The sequence below is a fragment of the Chryseomicrobium sp. FSL W7-1435 genome (genome assembly GCF_038595005.1).
Taxonomy (GTDB): Bacteria; Bacillota; Bacilli; order Bacillales_A; family Planococcaceae; genus Chryseomicrobium.
Genome location: NZ_CP151997.1, coordinates 2,651,186 through 2,675,984, shown reverse-complemented (window position 1 = coordinate 2,675,984; position 24,799 = coordinate 2,651,186). Strand labels below are relative to the sequence as shown.

Annotated in this window: 31 protein-coding genes and 1 pseudogene; 23 read left to right on the top strand and 9 right to left on the bottom strand. The window is 40.6% G+C overall.

All coding sequences use genetic code 11. The features are described 5' to 3' along the window. Positions 1-40: 40 nt before the first annotated feature. Positions 41-1,009 carry a M23 family metallopeptidase gene (locus MKY84_RS13735; RefSeq protein WP_342528898.1) on the bottom strand — a complete coding sequence of 323 codons (969 nt, stop codon included), beginning with the start codon at positions 1,007-1,009 and terminating at the stop codon, positions 41-43. Between the two features lie 416 nt (positions 1,010-1,425). Here MKY84_RS13735 and MKY84_RS13730 point away from each other — a divergent pair, with 416 nt between their 5' ends. The 5 genes from MKY84_RS13730 to MKY84_RS13710 all read left to right on the top strand — a co-directional run bounded on the left by MKY84_RS13730 (position 1,426) and on the right by MKY84_RS13710 (position 8,825). Continuing rightward, a complete protein-coding gene (locus MKY84_RS13730) occupies positions 1,426-2,187 on the top strand; it encodes a hypothetical protein (protein ID WP_342526782.1) in 762 nt (253 codons plus the stop codon). A 97-nt stretch (positions 2,188-2,284) separates the two neighbouring features. Continuing rightward, positions 2,285-4,111 carry a GAF domain-containing sensor histidine kinase gene (locus MKY84_RS13725; protein WP_342526781.1) on the top strand — a complete coding sequence of 609 codons (1,827 nt, stop codon included), beginning with the start codon at positions 2,285-2,287 and terminating at the stop codon, positions 4,109-4,111. Next, the gene (locus tag MKY84_RS13720; protein ID WP_342526779.1) at positions 4,108-4,758 is read left to right on the top strand and encodes a response regulator transcription factor; all 651 of its coding nucleotides are present in this window, start codon (positions 4,108-4,110) and stop codon (positions 4,756-4,758) included. Before MKY84_RS13725 ends, MKY84_RS13720 begins: the two co-directional genes overlap by 4 nt. Before the next feature lie 158 nt (positions 4,759-4,916). After that, positions 4,917-6,344 (top strand): S8 family serine peptidase, encoded by a 1,428-nt coding sequence (locus MKY84_RS13715; protein ID WP_342526778.1) that lies wholly within the window; start codon positions 4,917-4,919, stop codon positions 6,342-6,344. Positions 6,345-6,362: 18 nt separating this feature from the next. Continuing rightward, a complete protein-coding gene (locus MKY84_RS13710) occupies positions 6,363-8,825 on the top strand; it encodes a S8 family serine peptidase (protein WP_342526777.1) in 2,463 nt (820 codons plus the stop codon). Between the two features lie 95 nt (positions 8,826-8,920). Here MKY84_RS13710 and MKY84_RS13705 read toward each other — a convergent pair whose 3' ends face one another. Beyond that, the gene (locus MKY84_RS13705; RefSeq protein ID WP_342526776.1) at positions 8,921-9,793 is read right to left on the bottom strand and encodes an SDR family oxidoreductase; all 873 of its coding nucleotides are present in this window, start codon (positions 9,791-9,793) and stop codon (positions 8,921-8,923) included. A gap of 413 nt (positions 9,794-10,206) precedes the next feature. Between MKY84_RS13705 and MKY84_RS13700 the strand changes: the two genes are divergently transcribed. From MKY84_RS13700 to MKY84_RS13675, 6 genes and pseudogenes are all read left to right on the top strand, one after another. Continuing rightward, positions 10,207-10,575 (top strand): helix-turn-helix domain-containing protein, encoded by a 369-nt coding sequence (locus tag MKY84_RS13700; RefSeq protein WP_342526774.1) that lies wholly within the window; start codon positions 10,207-10,209, stop codon positions 10,573-10,575. Between the two features lie 123 nt (positions 10,576-10,698). Continuing rightward, positions 10,699-11,149 (top strand): annotated as a pseudogene (locus tag MKY84_RS13695) (NUDIX hydrolase). A 66-nt stretch (positions 11,150-11,215) separates the two neighbouring features. Then, positions 11,216-11,971 (top strand): alpha/beta hydrolase, encoded by a 756-nt coding sequence (locus MKY84_RS13690; RefSeq protein WP_342526772.1) that lies wholly within the window; start codon positions 11,216-11,218, stop codon positions 11,969-11,971. Beyond that, entirely contained in the window at positions 11,952-12,578 is a 627-nt protein-coding gene (locus MKY84_RS13685) for a GNAT family N-acetyltransferase (RefSeq protein ID WP_342526770.1), read from the top strand. Before MKY84_RS13690 ends, MKY84_RS13685 begins: the two co-directional genes overlap by 20 nt. Before the next feature lie 23 nt (positions 12,579-12,601). Beyond that, positions 12,602-13,381: a class I SAM-dependent methyltransferase gene (locus MKY84_RS13680; protein ID WP_342526769.1), complete on the top strand. Its 780-nt coding sequence runs from the start codon at positions 12,602-12,604 to the stop codon at positions 13,379-13,381. Between the two features lie 142 nt (positions 13,382-13,523). After that, positions 13,524-13,673 (top strand): hypothetical protein, encoded by a 150-nt coding sequence (locus MKY84_RS13675; protein WP_342526766.1) that lies wholly within the window; start codon positions 13,524-13,526, stop codon positions 13,671-13,673. A gap of 85 nt (positions 13,674-13,758) precedes the next feature. On the opposite strand, the gene MKY84_RS13670 is transcribed toward MKY84_RS13675, so the two are convergent. Both MKY84_RS13670 and MKY84_RS13665 read right to left on the bottom strand, forming a co-directional pair. Beyond that, complete coding sequence (locus MKY84_RS13670) at positions 13,759-14,184, bottom strand: hypothetical protein (protein WP_342526764.1); 426 nt, start codon at positions 14,182-14,184, stop codon at positions 13,759-13,761. A 17-nt stretch (positions 14,185-14,201) separates the two neighbouring features. Then, positions 14,202-14,513, bottom strand: coding sequence for a DUF3221 domain-containing protein (locus MKY84_RS13665; protein WP_342526763.1), 312 nt, complete (start codon positions 14,511-14,513; stop codon positions 14,202-14,204). Positions 14,514-14,675: 162 nt separating this feature from the next. Between MKY84_RS13665 and MKY84_RS13660 the strand changes: the two genes are divergently transcribed. From MKY84_RS13660 to MKY84_RS13630, 7 genes are all read left to right on the top strand, one after another. After that, positions 14,676-15,293, top strand: a complete 618-nt coding sequence (locus MKY84_RS13660) for a hypothetical protein (RefSeq protein ID WP_342526761.1) — start codon at positions 14,676-14,678, stop codon at positions 15,291-15,293. Then, complete coding sequence (locus tag MKY84_RS13655) at positions 15,290-15,751, top strand: GNAT family N-acetyltransferase (RefSeq protein WP_342526759.1); 462 nt, start codon at positions 15,290-15,292, stop codon at positions 15,749-15,751. The genes MKY84_RS13660 and MKY84_RS13655 overlap by 4 nt, the downstream gene beginning before the upstream one ends. 1 nt (position 15,752) lies before the next feature. Beyond that, entirely contained in the window at positions 15,753-16,469 is a 717-nt protein-coding gene (locus MKY84_RS13650; protein ID WP_342526757.1) for a class I SAM-dependent methyltransferase, read from the top strand. Positions 16,470-16,513: 44 nt separating this feature from the next. Beyond that, positions 16,514-17,005 carry a tetratricopeptide repeat protein gene (locus MKY84_RS13645; RefSeq protein ID WP_342526755.1) on the top strand — a complete coding sequence of 164 codons (492 nt, stop codon included), beginning with the start codon at positions 16,514-16,516 and terminating at the stop codon, positions 17,003-17,005. A gap of 35 nt (positions 17,006-17,040) precedes the next feature. Continuing rightward, the gene (locus MKY84_RS13640) at positions 17,041-17,529 is read left to right on the top strand and encodes a GNAT family protein (protein WP_342526754.1); all 489 of its coding nucleotides are present in this window, start codon (positions 17,041-17,043) and stop codon (positions 17,527-17,529) included. A gap of 141 nt (positions 17,530-17,670) precedes the next feature. Further along, positions 17,671-17,862: a DUF6366 family protein gene (locus MKY84_RS13635; protein WP_342526753.1), complete on the top strand. Its 192-nt coding sequence runs from the start codon at positions 17,671-17,673 to the stop codon at positions 17,860-17,862. A 66-nt stretch (positions 17,863-17,928) separates the two neighbouring features. After that, the gene (locus tag MKY84_RS13630) at positions 17,929-18,432 is read left to right on the top strand and encodes a hypothetical protein (RefSeq protein WP_342526752.1); all 504 of its coding nucleotides are present in this window, start codon (positions 17,929-17,931) and stop codon (positions 18,430-18,432) included. Positions 18,433-18,472: 40 nt separating this feature from the next. Here the strand turns inward: MKY84_RS13630 and MKY84_RS13625 are convergent, their stop codons facing one another. The 3 genes from MKY84_RS13625 to MKY84_RS13615 form a co-directional block, all read right to left on the bottom strand. Then, positions 18,473-18,757 (bottom strand): hypothetical protein, encoded by a 285-nt coding sequence (locus tag MKY84_RS13625; protein ID WP_342526751.1) that lies wholly within the window; start codon positions 18,755-18,757, stop codon positions 18,473-18,475. 200 nt (positions 18,758-18,957) lie between these two features. Further along, positions 18,958-19,941 (bottom strand): DUF4179 domain-containing protein, encoded by a 984-nt coding sequence (locus MKY84_RS13620; RefSeq protein WP_342526749.1) that lies wholly within the window; start codon positions 19,939-19,941, stop codon positions 18,958-18,960. Continuing rightward, positions 19,941-20,453 carry a sigma-70 family RNA polymerase sigma factor gene (locus MKY84_RS13615; protein ID WP_342526747.1) on the bottom strand — a complete coding sequence of 171 codons (513 nt, stop codon included), beginning with the start codon at positions 20,451-20,453 and terminating at the stop codon, positions 19,941-19,943. Before MKY84_RS13615 ends, MKY84_RS13620 begins: the two co-directional genes overlap by 1 nt. A 180-nt stretch (positions 20,454-20,633) precedes the next feature. Between MKY84_RS13615 and MKY84_RS13610 the strand changes: the two genes are divergently transcribed. The 5 genes from MKY84_RS13610 to MKY84_RS13590 all read left to right on the top strand — a co-directional run bounded on the left by MKY84_RS13610 (position 20,634) and on the right by MKY84_RS13590 (position 23,812). Further along, on the top strand, positions 20,634-21,125 hold the full coding sequence (locus MKY84_RS13610; RefSeq protein ID WP_342526746.1) for a hypothetical protein: 492 nt from the start codon (positions 20,634-20,636) through the stop codon (positions 21,123-21,125). An 87-nt stretch (positions 21,126-21,212) separates the two neighbouring features. Next, positions 21,213-21,740, top strand: coding sequence for a DNA topology modulation protein (locus MKY84_RS13605; protein ID WP_342526745.1), 528 nt, complete (start codon positions 21,213-21,215; stop codon positions 21,738-21,740). Between the two features lie 484 nt (positions 21,741-22,224). Then, entirely contained in the window at positions 22,225-22,626 is a 402-nt protein-coding gene (locus MKY84_RS13600) for a hypothetical protein (RefSeq protein WP_342526744.1), read from the top strand. Between the two features lie 180 nt (positions 22,627-22,806). Continuing rightward, complete coding sequence (locus tag MKY84_RS13595; RefSeq protein WP_342526743.1) at positions 22,807-23,265, top strand: hypothetical protein; 459 nt, start codon at positions 22,807-22,809, stop codon at positions 23,263-23,265. Positions 23,266-23,296: 31 nt separating this feature from the next. Beyond that, positions 23,297-23,812 (top strand): hypothetical protein, encoded by a 516-nt coding sequence (locus tag MKY84_RS13590; protein WP_342526742.1) that lies wholly within the window; start codon positions 23,297-23,299, stop codon positions 23,810-23,812. A gap of 79 nt (positions 23,813-23,891) precedes the next feature. On the opposite strand, the gene MKY84_RS13585 is transcribed toward MKY84_RS13590, so the two are convergent. Both MKY84_RS13585 and MKY84_RS13580 read right to left on the bottom strand, forming a co-directional pair. Then, entirely contained in the window at positions 23,892-24,296 is a 405-nt protein-coding gene (locus MKY84_RS13585; protein ID WP_342526740.1) for a hypothetical protein, read from the bottom strand. Continuing rightward, the gene (locus MKY84_RS13580) at positions 24,293-24,649 is read right to left on the bottom strand and encodes a hypothetical protein (protein WP_342526738.1); all 357 of its coding nucleotides are present in this window, start codon (positions 24,647-24,649) and stop codon (positions 24,293-24,295) included. Before MKY84_RS13580 ends, MKY84_RS13585 begins: the two co-directional genes overlap by 4 nt. Positions 24,650-24,799 lie beyond the last annotated feature (150 nt).

Genomic DNA, 24,799 nt, shown 5'->3' with positions numbered 1-24,799 from the left:
AACAAGCGCTGGTATCCCCAGTGAATGTGGATACCAGTGTTTACATGGCTTTCTTGTCCTCGATTTCCCAATGTTTCAAAGAAGGGAACGGATCATATGCCCATTCAATCCGGCCATTGAATTTATACATTCCATAGTGAAGATGTGGGGGAAACTTGCCAGAAGTCCCTTCCTTCCCATATCCTGAACTTCCAACAAAGCCGATGATCATCCCAGGCTCCACAATATCGCCTTCTTTGACGTCTTTATTGAAATGCGACAAATGGGCGAAGTAATGGTACGTATTATGGATATCGCGGATTCCGATACGCCATCCGCCGAAGTCATTCCAACCCATTACTTCAATCACGCCATATGTTGTAGATTGGACCGGAACACCGTAGGAAGCAAACAAATCCGTACCTTCATGCATTCGGCTTCCACCCCAGCCGCGACTGGCTCCCCATGTACTACGGTAGCTGTAATCCCTTGCGACAGGAAGGGGAAAGGCATGTTTATCTAGGTCAAGTATTTGAAAATGTTTGTAGATCCGTGCAATGGTACTAACTTGCCGAACTGCTTCATCACTACCGTAATAATTTTTAAGTGCCTTCTGAAAATTAGCTTCAGAGTGACCGAATTGACTCAAATAAGTGGACAATGTCAACATCACGTCTTCATTGTTCTCTCGGTCTGCCTTGCCATCCCCATTCCCATCCATTCCGTTCCCGTCGAAAAATGCGATGGTAGAAAGTCGCGTATCGTTCTTATCCGGATTCAAGTCACCCACCCAAAACTCATCTGAAAATTGAAGAGCGATGGGGCCATCTCTCTTTTTTAAATCGTTGCGCACCTGTTGGATATTTCGCTCGTACTTGTCCACTGCCGCCAAATAGTACCATGGCAAAGACCAATTGGAATAGAATTGGTAATAAGCCATACGCTCGTCTAAAATCTGCTCTTTGGTCTGTTCGCCTTCAGCATCTACAACGGAGACAAAGGCGAAAAAGCCAATACTCCCAAGAAGCATATATCGAAATTTCTGGAACAAATCAAAATCCTCCTTTTTTCATCACGTTCCATAGTTTCTGCATCACACTTCGTTTTATGCATTTTCTGAAATGAGAGAAGAATTGCTGCATGCTTAGAAGTGAATTGACAAATGGATAAAAATAGATGAACACCAAAAGTGCCAAAGTAGGACAAAATTAGCTCTTGAAAAGTATAAATTACTACGTACTAGTGAGTAGTATTTTGGGATACTTAGTGTACATTTTGTTCTTCGATTTGGATCATATTCCAAAAAATGAATTTGTACTAAAGAGCGCTTCACCATCCGGAGAGTATAGTGTTCAGTTTTACAGTAATGGAGGATTAGCTGCTACTAATTAGGAACGAATTCCAGAAGTTTAAAGAAAGTGTTATAGAAGAAAAGAGGTTTATTCAGTGAAACAACTTTTTGCAATCGAAACAAACGAACAACTTCCCAGTTTACAAAGTACAGGCGATCGCTTGTTTCAACAGTTAATCACGTATAAAGATAAACTACATAAAGAATTTGAATTGAATGAAGTTCCTTCAGCGGTACTTTGGACAACTGCCGACCTTGCAACTAGCACCTTTTCTGAAATTCCAATTCCCGCCTTTACTTCGCGGAACATGATAATTATGTCTCCAGACATGGAAGAGTGGAAACGGTTATTTAAAATGCAACTTGAAGAAAAAAACTTACCTGAGGTTCAGTCCTTTTACGAAAATCTTTCAGAAAACCACATTTTAGTGATTTTAGCTCATGAATTGACACACCACATCAACTTGTTCCCAGACGAGTTTGAAGAATACGGAGACAGCATCTGGTTTGAAGAAGGAATGTGTTTTTACCTGCCACCCAAACTACTTCTGACAGAGACAGAATTTACTACTATTACAGAAGTCGAAGAACGACTTGTCCAAGAATTTGAAAGCAAGCATGGTAAACATGATCTTGAGGAGTTCGGTAGTGGCGCTTACGAGGGCAGCTTGACGAGCATTATGTATGACTACTGGAGAAGCTATTTGCGCGTCAACCAACTCGTCGAGGGGCCTGCTAAGGGAGATGTTCACACAGTTTTTAAGTGGTATAACGAGTGGCATCAAACAGGAAAAGCACTCTCCTTTACGAAGTATTTATTGCTTAATCCGCGAATAAATTTACACAATACTATCTGAAAATTGTTAAAATAGTGAAATAGTATAATGGTCGCCAAATGATAAATTGCGTTACAATAGGACCCATACCAACGAGGGGCGAGGAGTGGAGGTTGAAATGGCCACAGAGCAACGTGAGAAATGGGCAACTTATTATATGTCGAGCATCACATTGTTAGGTGGGTCTATTCTTATTTGGTCTATCTTGCAGTTAGAACCCATTACTAATCTGTGGATTCTCCTACTTCTATTTGCACTGCTCGTTGTGAGCGAGTACTATCCAATGCCGGTTTGGAGAGGATTTACTGCCATTTCCTTCCCAATCCTGTATGTCAGTTTTTTGATATTCGATTTTACAGTTACGGCCGTCATTTATGCAATTGCCGTGTTTTTCGTGAATGTAGTGAAACACAGGCCTCTACGAATTATATTGTTCAACCCGGCTCAATTGACCATCTGTTTGTTTGTGTCGATGCAATGTATCATATGGCTAGATGGCTGGGTCCAATCGCTTTCCCTGTCGGATGCATGGTTGGGCATTGTACAATTCACCTTAATGCAACTAGTCTTTTTTGTAATCAATAACCTAATCGTCGATATTGTCTTAATACTTCGCCCACAACGCTACACAGTACAGGCCTGGATGACCAAAACATTAACGGAGTTGAGTGCCGTCTCCATCTCCCTCATCTATGGAGGAATGTTATATGTTTTAGGGAGCCAGAACAGAGGTAACGTGGATGTTATTACATACTTTTTCTTCTTCTCGCCTTTGGTTGGATTCTCGCTGCTAAGCTCGGTCATCGTACGTCTCGGAGCCGAAAAGAGAAGAATGAAGGCGTTGTTTCATATCACTTCTCAACTGAATCAACTGGTTCCGGGCAAATTTCAATTAACGGAATTGAAAAAATCATTTCAAGATTTTATCCATGCCGATAGTTTTATATTACTGATCAAAGCAGGCAACCACTGGAAGGTCCAGCTTTCTCATGCTGTGGATGAGCCTGACGCAATCGACTCGGACCCGGCTGTAAACGCCATGATAATAAAAAAAGAACATCTTATCATTCGAAATACGAGAACGGCAAATGATGCCAAAACAAACTTACTTCCCCCAGACTTGCGGAGCCATGCCTATTTTCCACTATGTGTAGAAGGTGAATTATTGGGTCTACTGATGGCCGGGCGTAATCGGTCCAACAGCTTTACTGATGAAGATGTTCAATCCATTGCCACGTTGACCAATCAATTGGCTATCGCATTAAAATCAAGTCAGCTCGTCAAAGAAAAAGAAAAACGAGTATTACTCGAAGAGCGTAATAGGATTGCGCGTGATATCCATGACGGGATAGCTCAAACGCTGGCTGGTGTCGTGATGAAGCTGGAAACGGCAGAGCGCCGAATGCACACGGAGCCTGAAATTGCATTGTCCTTAATTGATACGAGTATTATTCAGCTACGTCAAGGGCTAAAAAATGTCCGTGAATCCATTTATGCCCTTCGCCCTGACCCTACGGAGCGGGTTGGACTTACGGGTGCTATCGCTGCCAAACTGGAGGCCATTCGTTCAGAAGAGCCGTTTGATCTGACATTTGAAGTTAAAGGTCATGAAAGAGAGTTACCGGCAGAATTGGAAAAAGAGATGTATGCCATTTTTCATGAAAGTCTGCAAAATGTGAAAAAGCATGCCCAGGCCAAAACACTTGATGTATCGCTTGATTATCAAGATCAACAAGTCATCATGCGGATTACAGACGACGGAAAAGGGTTCTCATTATATGAAGCTTTGGTAGAGAAGCGAAAACTGTCCCATTTCGGGATACTTCAATTACATCAGTCTGCAGAAAAAATAGGTGCCACGCTTCATGTCAACAGTGAACCGGGAGTAGGCACAGATATAACACTTACCGTTTCAGATGTTCCAGAGGGAGGCCATAATCGATGATACGTTTGATTATAGTAGATGACCATGCGGTGTTACGCGACGGATTGAAAACCATACTTGAATCTGAACAAGACATTCAAGTGATAGGAGAGGCGGAGTCAGGAGATCTGGCACTGAATTTGGTGGCTACATTAAAACCAGATGTGGTGCTCACCGATATCAATATGCCCGGGATGACCGGCATCGAAGTGACGAAAGCAATCAAGCAGATAGATTCTAATGTCAAAGTATTGATTCTTACTATGCACAGCCATGAAGAGTATTTGATGGCTGCCATCAAAGAAGGGGCCGATGGGTATTTATTGAAAGATGCCCCGTCTAATCATGTGATTGAGGCAATCCGAACTGTACATGCGGGAGAATCGGTGATTCATCCTTCCCTAACTAAAAAGTTGATGAACTATCATCAGCAACAGTTAAGAGAGGAAAAAACAGAGAACATGTTGACCGAGCGGGAGCGTGACGTGTTGATCTGTTTGGTGGAAGGATTGACAAACAAAGAAATTGGAGAACGATTATTTGTCAGTGAAAAGACAGTAAAAATCCATGTCAGCAATATTTTCAAAAAATTGAATGTCAAAAGTCGCTCCCAAGTAGTGATTCACGCGATGCAAAATGGGCTCGTTCCATTTCCAGAGCAACGGTGACACACCAGTCTGCTATACGTTTACGTATAGCAGATTTTTTATTTACTACGAAAGTAGTAGGTGAAATAGGACCTGCAAAACCAAAATTTACAACGAATGCAGAATAGTCAGAATTGTACGTATATGTGATGATTACTAAAACGGAGAGGAGATAGTGTATGAAACGACGTAATGGAATCATTTCTGCTTTACTCGCTACATCGATGCTTCTAGCTGCGACAGTGTCAGCAGAAGTGAATGTAAAATCCGGTATCCCTCATGGAGCTGTAATAGATCCTGAACTGCAAGAAACATTTGCAAAAGGAGCTTCTTTTGCAGAGGTTATCGTCACATTTGAAGATGAAGTACTAGACGAACGCTCAGAAATTCTACAAGAACTGGGTGTTAATGCAGGGGTTCACTTAAAAAGTTTGCCGATGACCGGCCTTGTTGCCTCTGCAGAACTTGTGAACCAATTGGCGAAACACCCCGATGTTGAATCCATTTATGAAAATCGAGCACTAGCCTACGAAACGGCGGATGCCACTCAAATGACAGGTGTGGATGCTCTTCGAACGGATGCTGCACTCACAAAAGCAAATGGCGGTTTTCCTATTACCGGGAAGGGAATTGGTGTGGTCATCAATGACAGTGGTGTAGATGGAACTCATAAAGATCATGCATTTGGCGATCACCTTGTACAAAACGTGCTAGGTTCAACGAACTTACATGCTGTTTCAGAATTGCTACCGATTTCATACGTGGAAAACGTTCCAAATACAGATTCCAATTCGGGTCATGGCACACATGTAGCAGGAATTGTTGGAGGAACAGGAGCCATGTCATCTGGAAAGTATGAAGGAGCAGCACCTGGCGCTAACTTGATCGGCTATGGATCTGGAGCAGGGGTTGCTATGCTGGATACTCTTGGTGGCTTTGACTATGCACTTACCCATCAACGCGAGTACAACATTCGTATCATTACCAATTCATGGGGAGACACGAGCCAAGCGGGTAAAGCGTTTGATCCGGCAGATCCGATTAATGTGGCAACCAAACAACTATATGACCGGGGCATTATAACCGTTTTCTCAGCTGGAAACTCAGGGCCAACTGCAGGCACGATTTCAGGGAACTATAAAAAAGCACCTTGGGTTATTACTGTAGCAGCAGGGGACAAGTCTTATCAGCTGGCTGATTTTTCTTCTCGAGGTCAGGCAGGTGTTGATGGTACAGTAACTGTCGACGGAGAGACATGGAAGTGGGAAGACCGTCCGACAGTAACAGCGCCAGGATCCAAAATTGTGTCTACTCGAGTCATCTCACCTCTTCCTTTACTGGGTGTGAGTTCGGATGCAACCGACATTGACCCTGCGCATATCCCCTTTTACACGACGATGAGTGGCACGTCTATGGCGGCTCCTCATGTAGCTGGAATCGTGGCTTTGATGTTAGAGGCAGATCCCACATTGACAGGGCTTGAAATTAAAGAAATTCTTGAGACTACAGCCAAGCCAATGGAAGGTTATGAAAAATGGGAGGCGGGAGCAGGCTACGTAGATGCCTATAGCGCAGTGAAACACGTGATGAATTCAAAATCAAATTAAATTTGAGAGGAGAATACAATGAAACGTTTATGGGTAATTTTACTTGCACTTGTCCTTGCTTTTCCTCTAGGTACGGGAGGACAGGCGTCTGCGGAGACACTTCCCGTTGTCGATGAAGAAATTTTTGAAGCATTGGTAACTGCCGATGTTGCTGAAGTGATTGTTACATTCCATGGAGAAGGTCCGGTACAGCCATCTCAACTTGACCTATTGGAAGAAGCGGGTGTGTCGACAGGTATGAGTCTAAAAAGTTTACCGATGGTCGGTGTACTTGCTTCTCAACAAGCTGTCGAACGTCTAGCTCAAATGCCGGAAGTACGATCCATTTTCTTAAACGAAGAACTTACGTATTTTAATGCAGATGCTACAGCTATCACAGGCGTAGATAAAGCGAGAACAGATGCAAAGTTTAAAGAAATGAACGGCGGATTTCCTGTATCTGGCGCCGGCGTTGGCGTCGTAGTGAATGACAGTGGGGTAGATGGCACTCATAAAGATCATGAGTTCGGCCGAAATCTTGTGCAAAATGTCATGGGTTCATTGAACTTAAATGCCCTAGCGCCTAAGCTACTTCCCGTTTCTTACGTGGAGAATGTAGTGAATACAGATACAAACTCTGGACACGGGACGCACGTAGCAGGAACTGTCGGTGGAACAGGAGCCATGTCTTCAGGCAAATATGAAGGAGCCGCACCAGGTGCCGATCTTATCGGGTATGGTTCTGGCGCAGCACTATTTGTTTTAGATGGAATTGGAGGTTTTGATTACGCCATTACAAATCAAACACGTTATGGCATACGTGTCATCACCAACTCCTGGGGTTCAAGTGGAGATTTTGAACCAGAGCATCCAATCAACTTAGCAAGTAAAGCAGCATATGACCGAGGAATTACCGTGTTGTTTGCGGCAGGTAATGAAGGTCCGGGAGAAAATACGCATAATCCTTATGCCAAAGCACCATGGGTCATCTCGGTAGCGGCTGGTGTGAAAGATGGGACGCTTGCTGACTTTTCTTCTCGCGGTACAAAAGGTGTAGGAGGAACGTTCACGATAGACGGTCTGGAATGGTCATGGAAAGATGAACCAACAGTTACAGCACCAGGTGTAGACATTGTATCTACTCGTGTCATCTCACCTGTGGGTTCACTTGGTATCGACCAAGATGCCAGCTCGCTCGATCCGGCTCATCTGCCTTACTACACAACGATGAGCGGTACATCGATGGCAACACCACATGTCGCTGGGATAGTGGCATTGCTACTAGAGGCAGACCCAACATTGTCACCGCAGGAAATAAAAGATATTCTCGTGTCGACTTCGACTAATATGCCAGGTTATGAAACATGGGAAGTGGGGGCGGGGTACGTCAATGCCTACGCTGCTCTGGATACCGTCTTTAACGGAAAAGAGTTTGGTTCTACATTGAACAGCAATCAGACATTTGCAAGCCATGTAGAAGCGAACACAGGATACGATGATTTCTCTATTGTCTACGACCCGGCAAAAGCAACATCAGACAACACGACAACGTTTACAGTAGAGGAAGATATCAGCACATTATCTGCAAAAGTGAACGCGCAAGGGATTTTAAAAGAAACAGGAAATCCGATTAATCTAGTCTTGATCGATCCAGATGGGACGGAATACAGTTCAGGGATCAGCCTGCTTTTTCCTACTACTTTTGACCGGACTGTTACTGTTTCTTCACCAAAGGCAGGAACATGGAAAGCAGAAATCCGAGGATTAAGAGGATCGGAAGTAAATCCTGTTGGAATTGCTTTACCTGAAACCGTTCAAGGAAAGTTGTCGTTTTTAAAAGTGGGCAGCTATACAGGATTATCAGATATTGCTAAACATCCAGCCGCTGGAGCTATTCAATTAGGCGTACAGGAACGATTGTTTGATGGTTTGTCATCGGGAAAGTTTAAACCTGACAGTCCATTACTTCGAAAAGATTTGGCACGGTATTTAGTCATGGGAGCGGGTATCAAACAAACGCTTCCTCTATCCGGAGCGAGCAGTTTTTCAGATGTTAAAGTAAATGATGGAAAATTCATCGAGGCAGTTACAGCAAAAGGAGCCGCACTACGTGACCCATCGCATTATCAAACAGGTGTTATGGTTGCGGCGCCTAGCGGGAAGTTCTCACCTAATTCTGCCGTTACAAGAGCAGAACTTGCCTACTCGTTAGTCCAGGCATTAGGTCTACAACAACAAGCAGAAGAATTTACTGGAACTGTTACAGTGCAGTACAAAGATGAACGACTTCCAATTGACGATGCAGCACAAATTCCTGAGAATCTAAAAGGGTATGTGCAAGTCGCGCTAGACCTGAATATTGTACATGCTCATTTTTCAAGTACCCAAGATCCTTTTGCACTTCAACCTACTGTGAAAGCGTCATTCTCACCAACAGCTTCGGTTACGCGTGGGGAATATGCTGTCGCAAAAGTTCGTTATTACAACGCATTTTTAAAATAAGTAGAGAACACGAAAAGCTACCCGTCAATTTGAGGGTAGCTTTTTAGTGAACTCAAGATTAAAAGTGGAAGCTATATGAGAAAAATCTGTTGAATTTATTTTGTTTTTGAAATTTCATTAACAAGTCGGTCGAGTGCTTCGTTAAGCGGAGTAACAGGACGACCTAGCACTTTCTCAAAATCACTGCTATTTACTTCAAGGGAACCGTTACGAATGCCTTCTTGAATCCCTACTACCAATGGAATCACAAAATCAGGTAAACCTAGGCCTTTCATGATCTCTGCATATTCTTCATCACTAACTTGTTGGACAGGGATGTCTTTCCCTACTACATTTCCAAGCGCAGATACCAATTCTTGTTGAGTCAAAAGAGGACCAGAGAGTTCATAAGTCGTATTTTCGTGACCTTGTCCAACAAGTACGGCTGCAGCTGCCTCTGCATAGTCTTGTTGTAGTGCCCAGCCTACTTTACCTTCTCCAGCAGAAGTGACCCATGGAGCTCCGGCGATAGTACCTTGAATACTTCCAATTTCGTTTTCCAAATACCAGTTATTACGTAAGAACGAATATGGAATACCCGTTTTACTAATAGCTGCTTCTGTTGCAACATGAGGTGGAGCTAAGAGAATTTTGCTGTCTGTTGCATTGGCTAAACTTGTATAAGCAATAAATTTTACCCCTGCGCGTTCAGCTGCGTGAACAGCATTCGCGTGTTGGCGAATTCTTGTTTCATTGTCACCATCTGCAGAAATAATTAATATTCGGTCAATGCCTTTAAAAGCAGTATCCAATGTCTCAGGGTGATCAAAATCTCCTTGTCGCACTTCTACTCCACGACTACGAAGTTCTTCTGCTTTCTCTGGATTTCGGACACTCACGACCAAATCATTTGCAGATACTGTCTTCAATAATGATTCGACAACCTTTGACCCTAATTTCCCTGTTGCTCCAGTAACTAAAATTTTCATTGGTATTACCTCCAGTTGATTGGTATCCCCAAAAGTGAGGGACTCGTGCCTATATAAATAATGATGGTATCATGGTTAGTTACGTCCTACAAACTTCAGATTGCCACAATGAATGCTAATGCCTTTGTGAAATCATTCATTTCAAACATCCATGCTAAACTAACTTGTACAATTCATACAGTGATATTCATTTTTCAACCTCTCTTTTTAGCTTATTAGTTCCTTAACTAAAAAACAAAACTACGGCTAATCCGAGAAATAGGTAGGCGTTTGAATTGAGGGTATACATGGTATGGTTCATTTTGTATTAATTTTACTTCTAGGGTTATAATAAGCCCTAAGGAGAATAATCGGAAGTAGGCACTTTAATGTGACATAGTATACAAAAGGATACCATGGAAGGAGGAAGGAAATTGGCTGAGGAATGTAAACGAAATGGAACTGGAACGATTGAAACAGCTCTTGATATTCTTGTTGGAAAGTGGAAGCCTGTCATTCTTTTTCATCTTTTAGATAAAGGAACTTTACGCTTTAGTGAATTGAATAGATTGGTACCTGATGTAACGAAAAAGATGCTAACAACTCAATTAAGAGAATTGGAATATCATGATATAATCAATCGCAAAATATATGCACAAATCCCTCCAAAAGTTGAATATTCAATAACCGAATATGGGAAAGGATTAATGCCTCTTTTATTGTCTATGCATGAATGGGGAGTAACTCATTTAGAACACTTAGATGAACTTTACGGAAAAAGTGAAGAAACAATAGGCAAGTAAAACGAGCTGAAAATAAAATAGCGAACTGAATCTTGAGGTGGAAAGAATGTAACAATTCTTTCCATCTCTTTTTAGTTCACGATATAATAAAAAGATGGAATAGTATGAAAGTGGGAACGAGTTATGGGATACATACAATATTTGCGTAAATATGTGGGGACTGCACCGCTTATCATGGTGGGGAGCATGCGTACTTATCTTTGATGAGGACAATCGGTTACTTTTGCAGTTGCGAAAAGATAATGGCAGCTGGGGGCTCGCCGGAGGTTCCATGGATCTTGGGGAAAGTCTGGAGGAAGTGGCTAGTCGTGAAATGGAAGAAGAGACAGGGCTCGTTCCAGCACAACTAGACCTCTTTTTGACGTTTTCGGGAAAAGATTTTTATTATCAGTACCCTCATGGGGATGAAGTTTACAACGTTGTGACTGCTTACATCTGTCGAGACTACAAAGGGGATTTGAAAGCTGATGAAAATGAAGCCAGTGAATTGCAGTTCTTTTCATTTGAAAGTTTGCCTGAAGCCATTAGTCCTCCGGATCGGCTGGTGATTGAGAAGTATATGTCTGTTTACTAGAGGGGATGATGCGATGAAGGCAGTATTTCTGGATCGCGATGGAACAGGAGAGATAGGAGCATAGAAATGGAGATATGTATAGAAGTTGAAGGGGCAACGATTTGGACAAAGCAAACAGGCACAGGAACCTTACCTGTCTTACTCGTAAGTGGCGGGCCGGGAGCGGCAGATTATATGGATGCCGTAGCAAACCTACTAGTTGATGACTGCAAGGTCATTCAGTTTGATCCACGGGGTTGTGGACGGTCGACGGGAGACGGGACAACCTATAGGGTGGACGCCTGCTTACGCGATATCGAGGAAATTCGAAAGCAGTATGGATTTAGTCAATGGACCGTGGTTGGTCATTCATGGGGGGCGGACTTGGGGTTGGTGTACGCACTCAAGTATCCTGATGCAATCCGCGGCTTTCTTTCCATGGCTGGGACAGGCATTCAAAATGATCGTGACTGGAAAGAGGCTTACGTTGCAAATAAACAATCACAAGGTGAAGAATTACCTGAATTTCTCTACGCTCCGAACAGAGAGGTACACAGAAGTCTTCTCACTTCATGGAGAGACTTCATTAAATATCCGGACTTGTTGAACAATCTTGCAAAACTCGATGTACCGACGCTCTTTGTAGCAGGGGGAGAAGATATTCGCCCCTCATGGCCAATTCAGCAACTTGCCAAGCTGGTTCCTCGTGCGAACTATATAGAAGTCGATGGCGCAGGGCATTATCTTTGGCTCAGTAAGAGGGAAATATTGAAGCGACTACTCATAAAGTTTATTACCTCACCAAGGTTAAAGGAGACAACTCATGAAAATCATAAAATATGAGCCCCGTTACGAAGAAGGATGGCTACGTTGTAGAGTACTCGCTTATTTACATACATCCATGTACGAAGATGTCAAAACTGAAAAACCTCAGTTTCCTGGAAGACCCACTATTGAATTGATTGCATTAGAAGATGACATGGTCGTAGGAATTCTCGACATGGTACTGGACACTGAAGAAATACAAACATCCTTTTTAGCGAAAGGACTCGGTGCTTTTCTAAGTGTGATAGCTGTTCATCCAGATTACCAGGGTAGAGGAATTGGACAAAAATTATATGAAGCTGCTTTGGAGGAATTAGAGAAAACGCCTATAGAATTTATTGAGCTATACACGCGCGGAGACGAGCCTGCAAACAACTTTTATAAAAAACTCGGATTTGAGTTACGCTTGGAAACATACGATGTCTTTGGTGTTGAACACAGTCTTGGGAAAGAAGTTGTGATCAAAGGTATGAAGAATCAGCGGTTACTCGTAGAAACAGAGGATGGACAAGAGTGCAAATACACTTTAGTGGATGGCGTATATGAAGTCTATGATTTAGCCGCTCTTGATGAAATTGATTATGACAGATACTATCCTTCCCGTGGGTATTATAAAAAGCTCTAGTTAATTTGAAGTGGGGTTAGAATATGAAGTTAATGAATCCATCAACCTTAGAAAAGTGGCTGCCACCACATTCACTCGAATGGTACAACCAACTCAGTAAGCTTCAAGGTGAATATGAATATTCTTGGGATTCTACACGAACAGAGCCTAACGGAGAATCTAATTTTGATCTAGAAGTCCTTCACAATATAGTGAATAAGAAAGTGTTGGATGTTGGATGTGGGCACGGTGAATTCACGATTAAATGCAGTTCTTTTGCAAAAGAAATAGTAGGTTTTGATGCGACAGAGAACTTTGTGCACATCGGTAATCAAGCTAAAGGAAAGAATGTATCTTTTATTGTTGGAAACACGAAAAATGGGTTGCCTTTTAGAACGGAAGAGTTTGATTTTGTTTATAACAGAAAAGGACCAACTTCCGCATATCCTTCTATTAGCAGGGTTTTAAAGAAAAGCGGGAAGTTTATTGGGCTTCACCCTGGAGATGCTTCAGGAAAAGAGCTCCCTATTTTATTTCCTAATTTATTTGATGAGTTACAAGGAACACCGATTTTAAATACCCTCAACCAAAGACTAGAATCGAGTGAGTTTTTACAATGGGAAGTGGAAGTCGTTAACAGTGTTGAATATTTACATACCCCTCTGGATGTAGTGAAAATGAGATGTTTTGGCCAAAGACCTGAAATTTATAAAACAGTGAAAGAACTAAACTTAGCTATAATTTCAAAAGTCTTCAATCAAAATGCTACTCACAGAGGTCTTCTGATAACATTTTCCCGCTATATAGTTCGTGCAAATGTTTAGTAGTTCTCAGTAATAGTATCTTAGTTTAGAAGTGACTTGTTTCTCTTTGGTTTTGTATAGGGGAAATATAAACGATTGGAACTTTTGATACTCGTTCTCCGTATAGTAGGAAACAGATGTAAACAAAGGGGAGGATGTTAGCATGGAGGCATTCACAATCATGGCTTTTACATTCGCAACTATGGGTTTTATATTTGGGATTATTGGTTTTACACTTGCTACGCAGGCGAACGCAAAATTGACTACTGTTGAAAAACGATTAAATGAATTAGAAGCAGTTACGAAGGCATAAAGGTCTGTTAATCAACCAATTGAATAGTGGAAATAAGTTAATTAAATCACTGTCCAGCAGCTATTATCTGTTGGACATTTGTTATTTACAGTTCCTGATAAATCAATTCAAATAAAGAGTTTCGACTTTCAATGGTATAAAATTTACCATCCACCATTTGTAAAGTGTTGTTGTAGCCGACTACAATTGCAGTCATTTTCTCTTCACCATTATGAGTGTAATAAATTGTCATTTCATAAGTATTTAGTGGTGGCATATCAGATTCTTTTAGTCTCATATCACTCGATTGCTCTATAATCTCTTTAAATTCCGCAACATCAAGTACCTGTTCATTTTCTGAATTAAAATTGTTCTTTAGCTTTTCTTCAATAACGACTTCAGATATGTCTGAACCATTAAATACACTTTCATATACTTCCCCGAAAGTCGTATCCTGATTTTGATTGAAATAAAACCATATTGCACCGATTAAAACTAATCCAGCGATACCTATTAAAATAGCTTTTTTCATATGCTTAGTCCTCATGTCTAATTGGTAGAATCAATAACCTCAACTTTTTTCGTAGCCGCTCGTAATGGATCAGATTCATTGATGCCCCCATCAATTTCTACAATCACTACATCCCCAATAGTGAGCTCCTCGAGGATAGATGCATCTGCTTTTAATAAAGCAAAGTCATTTGCACCATACTCAATTAAAAATGAATCTTCATTTAGCTCTGTAACTTCGCCTCTGAAATCTTCCTTAAGTGTTTGAGAAATGTTTGGTTGCTCCTCATCCGCACATCCGACTAAGAGCAGAAGGAAACTAAAAAATAAAGAAATTCTAATAAACCTCATAGATATCGCTCCTTTAAAAAAGATTACCAAACATCTAGGAAAGATGGAACTAAATGGTACACTTAAAACGTATAGATGGAATTAAAAGAATAGTGTAATTACTTTTTAGGGGGTTACGGGATGAGAGAAATGCAGTATTGGGTGGTTTTCGGGAGTGTAGGAATGGCATTATCCATTCTATTTTATCTTGGAGCATACAATTACTTAAATGGAGCTCCATTTCTAGCGTTATTTTTAAGCATTATCGTATTGTTTGTTTTAGTAATTCCAGTAGCTCGCGGCTTAGCACGAAAGTTTGAGAATGTAACATCGGAAAAATCTAAAAAGTGGTATACATTCATGGCTGTGAGTATAGCTGTAATCACAAGTGCTTCATTCGTTTTCAGTCTGTATGATGAGTACCGTGTGAAAAGCTTGGATCATGCTTTTGATTTTCAAACTGAAAAAGCGCTACATCTACAAGTCGATTTAGCTGGAGAGATGTACATAATCGAAGACAAAGAGGCAATGGCAGAATGGAAGACATTTTTGAATCAATATGATGTGAAGAAGATGAATAATCGAGAATGGGACTCAGATTTATCGAATGAACAAGGCTTTGTGGTTAGTCTCATTTTCGATAATAACTGGACAGGCGGGTCGGTTTATGAAAACCGCTTGATTAATTATGGAGATATGGACTACTACCAAGTCTTGAATGGTCCAGTGGATATCGCTTGGGTAACTGATTTTGTGAAACGGAATCAATCCTTTACTGCGAAAGTTGTGGAGCCGGAATGATACGAAAATTATATCCACATGAACCACTTCCTATGGAGCTCTTGCTGTTAGCAGACCCGTCCGAAAATCAAATTCATTCTTATAGTCGATCAGGTCATTGCTATGTCTTAGAAATTGAAGGTCAATGTATCGGTGTATACATTCTTCAACAACAATCTCCTCAGGGAATAGAGCTTATGAATGTGGCAGTCGCTGAACACTGGCAGGGGAAAGGCCTAGGGAAGCAGCTGATCCTCCATGCGATTGAAACAGCGAGGGTGCTTGAATATGCGAGTATTCATGTCGCAACCGGGAATTCTAGTATCGGGCAACTCGCGCTGTACCAAAGGTGCGGTTTCCGGTTGGTTGGGATAGTTCCAGATTATTTTACCTTGCACTATCCAGAACCCATCTTTGAAAATGGCATCCAGTGCCGAGACCAAGTGAGACTGGCTCTGGAATTGAAAGGAACTGAATAAAGTGATACCTCTTATTTATGATCAAGTAAATACATATGAAAAAGATAGCGAGTTTTTATTGAAACTGCTGAACCAATCAAGTGGAAAGACTGTAGCGGATTTAGGGTGTGGTACAGGAAGAGTGACGAAAAAATTAGCGGAAGCGGGTTACCTTGTGACAGCAATTGACCCTAACGCAGAGGCTATCGATTATGCGATAGAGCATAGCTTACAATCTGAAATTAAATGGATTTTAGGTGACAGTAAAGACCTGCAACCTAAATCATACGATTTTGTCATCATGACCGCCAATGTAGCACAAGTCTTCCTGACAGAAGAAAGTTGGTTAACGACTCTTAGAGATATCTACCAAAGTTTAAAGCCTGGTGGACAGCTTGTTTTTGACACAAGAAATCCTGCAAAAAGAGTGTGGGAATACTGGCAGAAGGATCTAACACCAGATAAAGCAACACATCCAGAAACCGGAGCAGCTTTAGAAATTTGGACGGAGTACGAAGGGATGGAAGATGACATCTTTACATTTTATGAAACTGTAAAATTTGTTGAAACGGGAGAAACGATTGTACGTGAAAAAATGCAATTGAAGTTTCGTAGTTACGAAGAACTTATGCTTTCTGTAAAAGCAGTCGGATTTAGAGATGTTGTGGTGTTCGAAGATTGGGAAGACAAACTGGCAAATGAACAATCTCATTCGTTTGTGTTTCATGCCATAAAATGAAATCTTTACAGGAAAGAAATTTTAAAAGGAAAAGGTAAATCAAAATGACACGTGAACAAAGTCTAAAAGAGGCATTATTGCTTCGGGAAGAAAATAACTACATAGAATCAAATAAAATCCTTACTCAACTTGCTGATGGACATCCTGAAGATGCCTATATCCAGTACCAATGTGCCTGGAGTTATGATGCACTTGGGGAAGAAGCGAAGGCAGTGCCTCATTATGAAAAAGCACTCCAAGGTGGACTTGATGCGACAGATTTAGAAAATGCATACCTAGGGCTTGGGAGTACTTATCGCGCACTAGGAGATTATCAGAAGTCCAAACGAGTATTTGTTGAAGCATTAAATCACTTTCCAGGTAATCATGCTTTGAAATCTTTTTATGCCATGACGCTGTACAATTTAGGAGAATCGCATGACGCAGTGCAATTGCTCCTCAAAACGCTCTTAGCCACTACAACTAACGACGAAATTAGAAAGTATAAAAAAACACTCGCCTTTTATGCAGATCATTTGGATGACAAGTGGTCCTAGAAGGTAGTGCACTGATATAGAAAGGAGTTAAGATTGTGATTACATCTCATACTATTCGTATAACCCCCTTTACCGAAAACTTCCGAGAAGCGCTTGAAAAATTTGAACTTCCAGAAGAACAACGACAGTTTACGAGTTTACCTGTAGAAAAGATGAACAGTCCGTTAGTTGAAGAGTCCGCGCTACATGTCGTCATTTTAAATGCTGAAGAACCAGTTGGCTACTTTACATTAGAAGAAGGAAAGAAGCTTGCAAAGTATTCTTCAAACACGAAGGCAAAGCTCCTTACCTCATTTTCAATTAATCAGCAGCATCAAGGAAAAGGCTACGCCAAAACAGCCCTTCACCAGCTACCTGATTTAATAAAAACTACTTTTCCACATGTGGATGAACTTGTACTCGGGGTTAATCAACGAAATGAGGCAGCAGCCTCACTGTACCGAAAAATAGGATTTGTGGATAACAGGGAAGTATTTGTGGGTCCTAAAGGTCCGCAGAACATTATGCATTTACCGATAGTTTGAGTTATACCCAGGTTATCCAGAAAGCAAGGAATTACATACTACACGAAAACTTCTTCAAAGTACTCATGTGAAGCTGGCAAAGCATTATATTCTTCTTTGGAAAAGGAATAGAGTTACATGACAGTGAAGGGGGAAAATGAAATGTCATCAAAAGAGACGCATGAACAAAGACGAGAAAGACTGAGACAAACAGAGTTGCGAAATAATCCTGGGGGAAGTATTCAAGGCAGTGGGCTGCAAGATTTAGTAGGAGGCCTTGGTTGGAAAGGGACAGGAGTACTTATTATAGTGCTTATCATTGGAGCACTAATTTATCTTACGATTTTTAATTAAACAATTTCTTTGAGAGTATGACACTTTTTTAAAAAGTAACGTCCACTATGAAGAGGGGGGATGCAGTTGAAGCGTTTAGCGATTGGTCTAACTTTAGCCACCCTTTTGGTACTAATGGGTTATTCTGATGAAAGTGATACAATTAGCGAAACAAAAGAAATAACAGAAAACGTACAGATAGCTATCACCCCAGAAGATACAGCTCTTGAACCCCCAGACCTAACTATAAATTTTGGCGAAGAAATTCTTCATCCTTTTCTTGGCTCGTATAGTTGGACTATTGATAATGGGGATGGCAAAGGAGAAGGGATAGAGGCAGATTCTGAATCGCCGCCAGATTTAGTCAAAGGCAAGACAGCCTTGCAAGTTTCTTCTGATACGTCTGTAGAATTGAATTTTGAAGATCCACCGAATAATTATATTTTGCGAATATGGAATGATAATTACACAATTCTTAAACAAACAAAAGAAGTGGATCTATCTGAGACAGGTATATTCATCTATGAAGTTTTAGCCCACTGGGAGCAAGGGACAGCTAGTTATTCGTTTGTTATAGAAGTTATCGAATAGCTCTGAAATTAAGAATAGAGTTCGCCTAAGACTGTAAGCTTCAAGCGGACTGAAAACCGAAAATAGCAATAAAACTCAGTAAAGCAGTAGCGATGAGAAGTAGCGCATTTGCGGAAATAAGTATAAATTTGTAAGTGTTTTTAGTACTTAGCAACGCAAAGACAAAAGCAATAACACTGTACATCATAAAAATAATTATAAATGGCTGACCGGCTGTGTGGAATGTAAGTGTGCTTGCCCATACGTTTTCTTGCGACATAGAGATAAAAATGCTGAACCCAAGTAGTAAAAAGAGCAAGGACACTAGAGGGAATATCTTTTTCACAAAAACACCTCCAAAAGGTATATAGGGAAATTAATTTTTAAACTGCACTAATTAAATTGATGAAGTAGACTACACTACAATCTTATTAGTGTATTTTAAAGATAGACTCATAATTTTAGAAAAGGTTCCATGTTATAGTAGTATAGTTAATCTTTAATCAAAAACCAGGACATCTCTTTACGAGACGTCCTGGTTTTTGGTTACTCAGGAATCGCTACCAACTCCCCGAGTTTATTGTCTGGATAGTATTCACGTGCTTGAATGAATAACTCTTTATCCACGAATGAAACACCAGAGAAGGAGAACATACCAGTTTTATCATCTTCAATGTAGGCATTGTCCCATGAATAAGCATTTCCCTCAGCATCAACCAACTGAATATTTAATTCGCTCCCTACGGTCGATTCACTAAAGTAAATAGTAGTCGAAATTGGTGTACGAATGACCTTATCGACCACAAAGCTTCCTCCATCAAGCGCGGGAACTGTGATAGAGGGTGTGCTAACAACAGTGTTTTCCTGGACAGCGAGTTGATTCGCATTCACGTCAAACTTCCAAGGTTCTGATAATCGCACGCCATCAATTGGATCTGATTCATCTGGTGTTAACATGCGTGCATAAACGATTTCTAAATCTAGTTCAGCAGAATCAAGCGGAGCAGCAAGTCCCACTTCAATGTAAACAGTGTACATTGAAGAGTTTTGCTCGATGGATTGGGCAGCTGTGTTCGTCACTTCGAGCTTTTCCCCATTCATATATATATCGGGTAACATCTGATATCTATGTGAATAACTAAAGTCGTCGGGTTTTACAAAAGTGGAGCTGATAAGAATTTTATCGTAGTCCACAATCACTTCGTTCAAAGTTAACTCACCATTTTCAGTAGTGGCTGTGATGCCAATTGGATTTTTGTACTCTGTGAAATCTTGGTTTTCGCCAGGCTTCCAATCTTCTAAAAGACCCGCCACTAAAGGCATGTTAGCAATGGTTGGGCTCGTTACAACAATTGCGCTCAAAGCAATAGCTGCAACTGAAGCAGCAATAAAACCAACACGTCGTTTTGCTGGGGATAACTTTTTTTGAATACGTTTTTTGATGCGTTTTTTCTCTAATTTCGTTAAGGATTTATTGTCATGAGTTGTAATTTCTGCGTCGATGTCATTAAAGTCGCTATAAAGGCTCATTAGGATCCCTCTTCCTGTTGAAAATATGTGCGCAACTTTTTTCGGCTCCGTGAAAGCTTATTGTGAATCCACGATTCTTTCACTTCGTATTCCGATGCAATTTCCCGGGCAGACGATCCTTCAAAATAATACCGTTTAAAAATGCGCTGTTCCTGGGGAGACAGGTTTTCAAGAACTTCTTGCCAATTGATTGTCTGCGCTGCAGTTGCTGGAACTTGGTCAGATAACTCGTCTTGTTGACCACTTCTTTGTAACTTCCGAAGACGGTCGATGGCTTTGAATTTGGCAATGACAGCTAGCCAGTTCTTCAAAGAGTTGCGTTCCGGGTCAAACTCATCGATGTGGTACCAAGCCGCGATAACGATATCGGCTACGCATTCTTCGATTTCTTCCGGATGCCCAGCAATGTACTTATTCACAATGTGCTTGAGTAAACCGCCGTATTGATCAAGGACGAGTGAGATGCCTTGTTCTTTATGATTTTTGAGTTGATTAATAATGTGCTGTTCCATGTTTCACCTCATTATTGAGACGCTTTTTTCGCGAAAAATCCGTTCACTAATACATTCGTTCTGTTCGTTTAAATCTATCACAAGCATGAAAGGAAATTGGAAATTATTTTCGTGGTAGGAAAGTAAAGGATGACTAGATATGTAAAAATGAAGAAAATGGATGATTGCGTGGTGTAGGGGATGGATGTAAAAATTGTACGTGCAATTGTTGGGATTCCAATCATTTTAGTTGGAGCCATGTTGCTTGGGGTCAAAGTAAATAATGAGCCGATCAGTACTTTGATAGTAGCACTTATAGGTAGTGGACTAATTTTCGCTGGAATTTATATTGGTTTTTATAATCGGGAAACATTCGGGGAAAGAGAACCAACTAGTAAGAGTCAGAAAAAATTGATTCATAGTGCGAATCGGGCTTTACACTCTGCTGTACCCAAAGCTACTAAAGCGATTTATGCAAAGGTTATCGGCGATACATTGATTTGGCGCGTCTATTTCGATGCTGAACCGACTGAAGATGAGATGGAGCGTTTGAATGAAGCACAGACTGAAATCATCGCAGATTTCCCAAAAGTTCAATCCGTGAACGAAAACTACATCGTGCATCCGGCTCCAATTAATTATTCAACTTCTCATTACAGCGAATGGATTTACTCGAGGGTTGAGGGAGAATAAAATGACCCCTGGGGTTGTCTCTCTTTAGAAATTAACTTCAATTAACGAGACAACCCCTAGGGTCAAAAAATTAACGGAGGTAGCAGTATGAAAAAAATAGCACTCATTGGCTCCAGCGGCGCAGGAAAGTCTACTCTGTCACGTGAGCTTACAGCGATGCTTTCCATCCCGGTTTATCATCTAGATCAATTAAATTGGCGGGAGGGTTGCGAAGAAGTATCACGAGAAGAACAAATACGGCTTCAAGATGAAATTTTTGAGAAGGAAGAGTGGATCATCGACGGCAATTATGGTGGGACTCTTTCTAAACGTGTCGAAGAAGCAGACACGATCCTATTCTTTGATTTTCCAAGGATGCTTTGCATGACACGAGCAGCAAAACGAGTTCTAAAGTATCGGAACACAGTGCGTCCGGATATGGCGGAAGGATGCCCGGAACGTTTTGATTACGAATTTTTCAAATACATTTGGAATTTTCCAGAGCAAAAAACACCGCATATTGTGAAGCGTTTGCGTGAACTTCCGTCTGATAAGCGTGTCGTGCATTTTAATAAGCCAAGTGATGTAGAACGATTTTTGTCCACACTTCGAAAAAAACAAGCACAGATAAAGTAATTTCTGTGCTTGTTAAAACATGTGCTCTTCGGTACTGGAAAGCTTTATGAATCTTGGATAGGTGATTGTGAGTATACCAAGTGTAACGATAAAAAATAAAAATGTATAGGCTGTAGGACCGTAGCGAATATTGAAGCCTGTGATCAGAAAAATGACAATGAAGGATAGAAAAGCAGAGCGCTTTCGTGACTTTACGGTCATGAATTGATTTGTATTGCAATTCGGGCATTTCATGGCAGGTGAGAGTGTAAACGAGCGCTTTAGTGTCTCTCCAAGGCTCCAAGTGTAGTTACAGTTTTGGCAAACGGGCATGAATGCCACCTCCTTATTTTGGAAGATTATTTACTTTAACCCTAACACGGTGAGGGAACAACTTCAATTAATGCCTAATTATCAATCCTATCGATTAATCAATACATACGAATGAAACGTTTCTATTTAAAAATCGTAAAAGAAGGTAGTAAGTAAAAGCGAGGGTGCCAGCATGAAATGGATTGAAAAAATCAAGTATTCCCGATATGAAGGGAAAATGTTAAAAAAGGTTCGAAAGCAGACGGACCGATTGGTGAAGCAGGACCGCTTAGATGAGTTATTCCCATATGTAACGGCTGAACTCGATGCAAGTTGGCTTTCCAATCCTGCCAAAGCGGATCTCTTAATTTACATGTCAAGTCGCTTCAAGGAAAAAGGGGATGCGCCAAGTGCTGCTACTGGCTATGATATGGCACTGCAGTTGGTCAAACAGAAAGAATTCGAGTATCATAAAGAGCTTCAAAATATCCTAAATGTATTTAGATATGCGGGACGAGAAGATTTAGTGGAGACTTGGCTAAACGATTTTCACACGCGTGCTTCTTACGATAAAAAGTTTAAGAGTCTGAAATAAGTATTAAATGGGAGAGGGTGGCAAGGTTATGGGAAGTTTATTGATGGGGTTACTAATCCTTTGTGTAGTGACAATTGCAGGAGGAATTTTACTATCGTATGTTTTCCTAAAAAAAGATCGAGACTAGTAGATACATTACTAGGGTTACGTATTCAGATGTAGAGGAGAGAACAAGTTACCGTGACATGGATCAATGACTGGAAAGAGAAGCGTACGCAACGAAAAAAAGAAAAAGAGGCATTCAAACCTTATGAAAAGATGATGTCAAAGCTTTTCGACCTTAGCACTGAAGGGGACATGAAAGAATTAAGAGAATTTGTCATTCACAATGTTAAGCATGTAGAGATGCCGCATGACCTCACGATCACGCAACTTGGAGTTCTTGCCGGAAAGTATGAAGAAGTAGGGGCTTATGAAACAGCTGCGGAATTTTATGACGCCATATTTTCTTGGTCCATAAATGGTGAACGCACAATTGATGAAGGAGTCAGTTATACCATGGAGCGGATTCAGGCTTGTAATCGACCGGATTTGCTTGAGAAATGGTTAGTTCACTATGGCAATCAAATGAGTGAAGAAGACAAGCTGAAATTTATGAATAGCACAGCCGAACTAGAAGAAAGATCTTTTTTAAACTAACGTATTCTATTTCGGTGGTAGGGGGAAGTTCATGAAAGCAAAAGTTAAACTACTTTTACTACTGACAGTGGTATTACTCATTATGGGCGGTTGTGTAAAAGTAGAGGCGCTTCCTGAATTTGAAATGTATGAAAAGTCTTCCCTACATATTGCGGTTATCGGTGAGAAACCTGTTGTCAGAGAAAAAAATATTGAATTTACATCGATTACATTTGATGATTTACAAAATGTAGAAGAGTATGATGCAGTGTTTATTACAAAAGAGAATTTAGAAGAAGCAGATCAGCCAGAATATGCCTCTATTTATACAAGCAGCTCTCGACCTTTTTTGTTTATTGGAACAACAAAATCGTATGTACCCTTTGTGGACGAAGAAATAAGTTTAGACGAGTTTCCTGATGTAGAGTCAGGCATGTATGCGTATCTTTATGATCAATCTAGTGAACAGTATTGGGGATACGGGTTATACAATGACATTGTGAATGAAAAAACGATTCAAGAAGCGTATTCGAGGATTTTTAAGACGATTGAGGAATTATCTATGTAGATGGTGGACTGTTTCTATTTTAGTATCTTCAAAGTAGAAAAGCCTAGTGAATTTTCATTTCGTCTCTTCTAAAAAAGAACTAGTAGGATGAATGTCTTTTCAAACTTCTCAGTTTATCGTAAATGTCAGATGGTAGGTACCGGTGACCGAAACCAATAATCCAGAGCTGATCATCTTGAGTGGTATAGATAATACGCATGTCATCGTGTGGATGATTTGACGGATAATCGCTCAAAAAATGATAAGAGCTATAGCCATAAAAGTCATTCTTTAAGGATTCCCCGCTTTCTGGATATTTTGAAATTAATTCAAAGGAATGAATTAAGGTTCGAATGACAGAGGAGAACTTTTCATCTGAATCAAAGCTTTCTACGCTAGTAAGTGCTAATAAATCAAGTACTAAATAGTGCGGGTCCATATAAAGATTAGGGATTGCTGAGATTTGAGAGATAGCTTCTTTGACTAAAGCGGTATTTATATTCATTCAGTTTTTCCAGAGTCGATGTAGTGGAGCAGTATGTCTTCAGCACCTTGCTTTAACTCGTCACCAGATTTGCGATCTGTGTCATTTAAGCGCTCCGCATATAATTGTTCAACCAGTAATTGCTCTAATTCATTTTCTAATTCGTAAATTCGATTAAGTAGAGCGGGAATGACAGTAGGATTACTCAATTGCGCAACAGTTTCTCCATTCAACATGATTTCAACAGTGGCATATTGATCTAATAATGATTGCCATTTCTTACTGTAACGAAGTTCAGAAGCAATTAATCGATTTCGATTTGGTAGTTCTTTTTCTATCTGCTTTACATCAATAGAACCAGTTGCTGCTGACATTTTATTTTCCTCCCGTCTCAAATATTTTCACCTCCAATATAACATATGTACATATTATATTCAATAAATGTACATTTATTATGTACATCATTCATTTAAAGATTCACCTTAATTGCACTTTTATTCGCATTAAGTATGGGAACTTCTTGA

Excerpts from the sequence above, each read along its gene's own strand:
- MKY84_RS13735 (WP_342528898.1), bottom strand. The coding sequence starts at position 1,009 with ATGCTTCTTGGGAGTATTGGCTTTTTCGCCTTTGTCTCCGTTGTAGAT.
- MKY84_RS13725 (WP_342526781.1), top strand. The coding sequence starts at position 2,285 with ATGGCCACAGAGCAACGTGAGAAATGGGCAACTTATTATATGTCGAGC.
- MKY84_RS13720 (WP_342526779.1), top strand. The coding sequence starts at position 4,108 with ATGATACGTTTGATTATAGTAGATGACCATGCGGTGTTACGCGACGGA.
- MKY84_RS13715 (WP_342526778.1), top strand. The coding sequence starts at position 4,917 with ATGAAACGACGTAATGGAATCATTTCTGCTTTACTCGCTACATCGATG.
- MKY84_RS13710 (WP_342526777.1), top strand. The coding sequence starts at position 6,363 with ATGAAACGTTTATGGGTAATTTTACTTGCACTTGTCCTTGCTTTTCCT.
- MKY84_RS13705 (WP_342526776.1), bottom strand. The coding sequence starts at position 9,793 with ATGAAAATTTTAGTTACTGGAGCAACAGGGAAATTAGGGTCAAAGGTT.
- MKY84_RS13690 (WP_342526772.1), top strand. The coding sequence starts at position 11,216 with ATGGAGATATGTATAGAAGTTGAAGGGGCAACGATTTGGACAAAGCAA.
- MKY84_RS13685 (WP_342526770.1), top strand. The coding sequence starts at position 11,952 with ATGAAAATCATAAAATATGAGCCCCGTTACGAAGAAGGATGGCTACGT.
- MKY84_RS13680 (WP_342526769.1), top strand. The coding sequence starts at position 12,602 with ATGAAGTTAATGAATCCATCAACCTTAGAAAAGTGGCTGCCACCACAT.
- MKY84_RS13675 (WP_342526766.1), top strand. The coding sequence starts at position 13,524 with ATGGAGGCATTCACAATCATGGCTTTTACATTCGCAACTATGGGTTTT.
- MKY84_RS13670 (WP_342526764.1), bottom strand. The coding sequence starts at position 14,184 with ATGAAAAAAGCTATTTTAATAGGTATCGCTGGATTAGTTTTAATCGGT.
- MKY84_RS13665 (WP_342526763.1), bottom strand. The coding sequence starts at position 14,513 with ATGAGGTTTATTAGAATTTCTTTATTTTTTAGTTTCCTTCTGCTCTTA.
- MKY84_RS13660 (WP_342526761.1), top strand. The coding sequence starts at position 14,676 with ATGGCATTATCCATTCTATTTTATCTTGGAGCATACAATTACTTAAAT.
- MKY84_RS13655 (WP_342526759.1), top strand. The coding sequence starts at position 15,290 with ATGATACGAAAATTATATCCACATGAACCACTTCCTATGGAGCTCTTG.
- MKY84_RS13645 (WP_342526755.1), top strand. The coding sequence starts at position 16,514 with ATGACACGTGAACAAAGTCTAAAAGAGGCATTATTGCTTCGGGAAGAA.
- MKY84_RS13635 (WP_342526753.1), top strand. The coding sequence starts at position 17,671 with ATGTCATCAAAAGAGACGCATGAACAAAGACGAGAAAGACTGAGACAA.
- MKY84_RS13620 (WP_342526749.1), bottom strand. The coding sequence starts at position 19,941 with ATGAGCCTTTATAGCGACTTTAATGACATCGACGCAGAAATTACAACT.
- MKY84_RS13615 (WP_342526747.1), bottom strand. The coding sequence starts at position 20,453 with ATGGAACAGCACATTATTAATCAACTCAAAAATCATAAAGAACAAGGC.
- MKY84_RS13610 (WP_342526746.1), top strand. The coding sequence starts at position 20,634 with ATGGATGTAAAAATTGTACGTGCAATTGTTGGGATTCCAATCATTTTA.
- MKY84_RS13605 (WP_342526745.1), top strand. The coding sequence starts at position 21,213 with ATGAAAAAAATAGCACTCATTGGCTCCAGCGGCGCAGGAAAGTCTACT.
- MKY84_RS13600 (WP_342526744.1), top strand. The coding sequence starts at position 22,225 with ATGAAATGGATTGAAAAAATCAAGTATTCCCGATATGAAGGGAAAATG.
- MKY84_RS13590 (WP_342526742.1), top strand. The coding sequence starts at position 23,297 with ATGAAAGCAAAAGTTAAACTACTTTTACTACTGACAGTGGTATTACTC.
- MKY84_RS13585 (WP_342526740.1), bottom strand. The coding sequence starts at position 24,296 with ATGAATATAAATACCGCTTTAGTCAAAGAAGCTATCTCTCAAATCTCA.
- MKY84_RS13580 (WP_342526738.1), bottom strand. The coding sequence starts at position 24,649 with ATGTCAGCAGCAACTGGTTCTATTGATGTAAAGCAGATAGAAAAAGAA.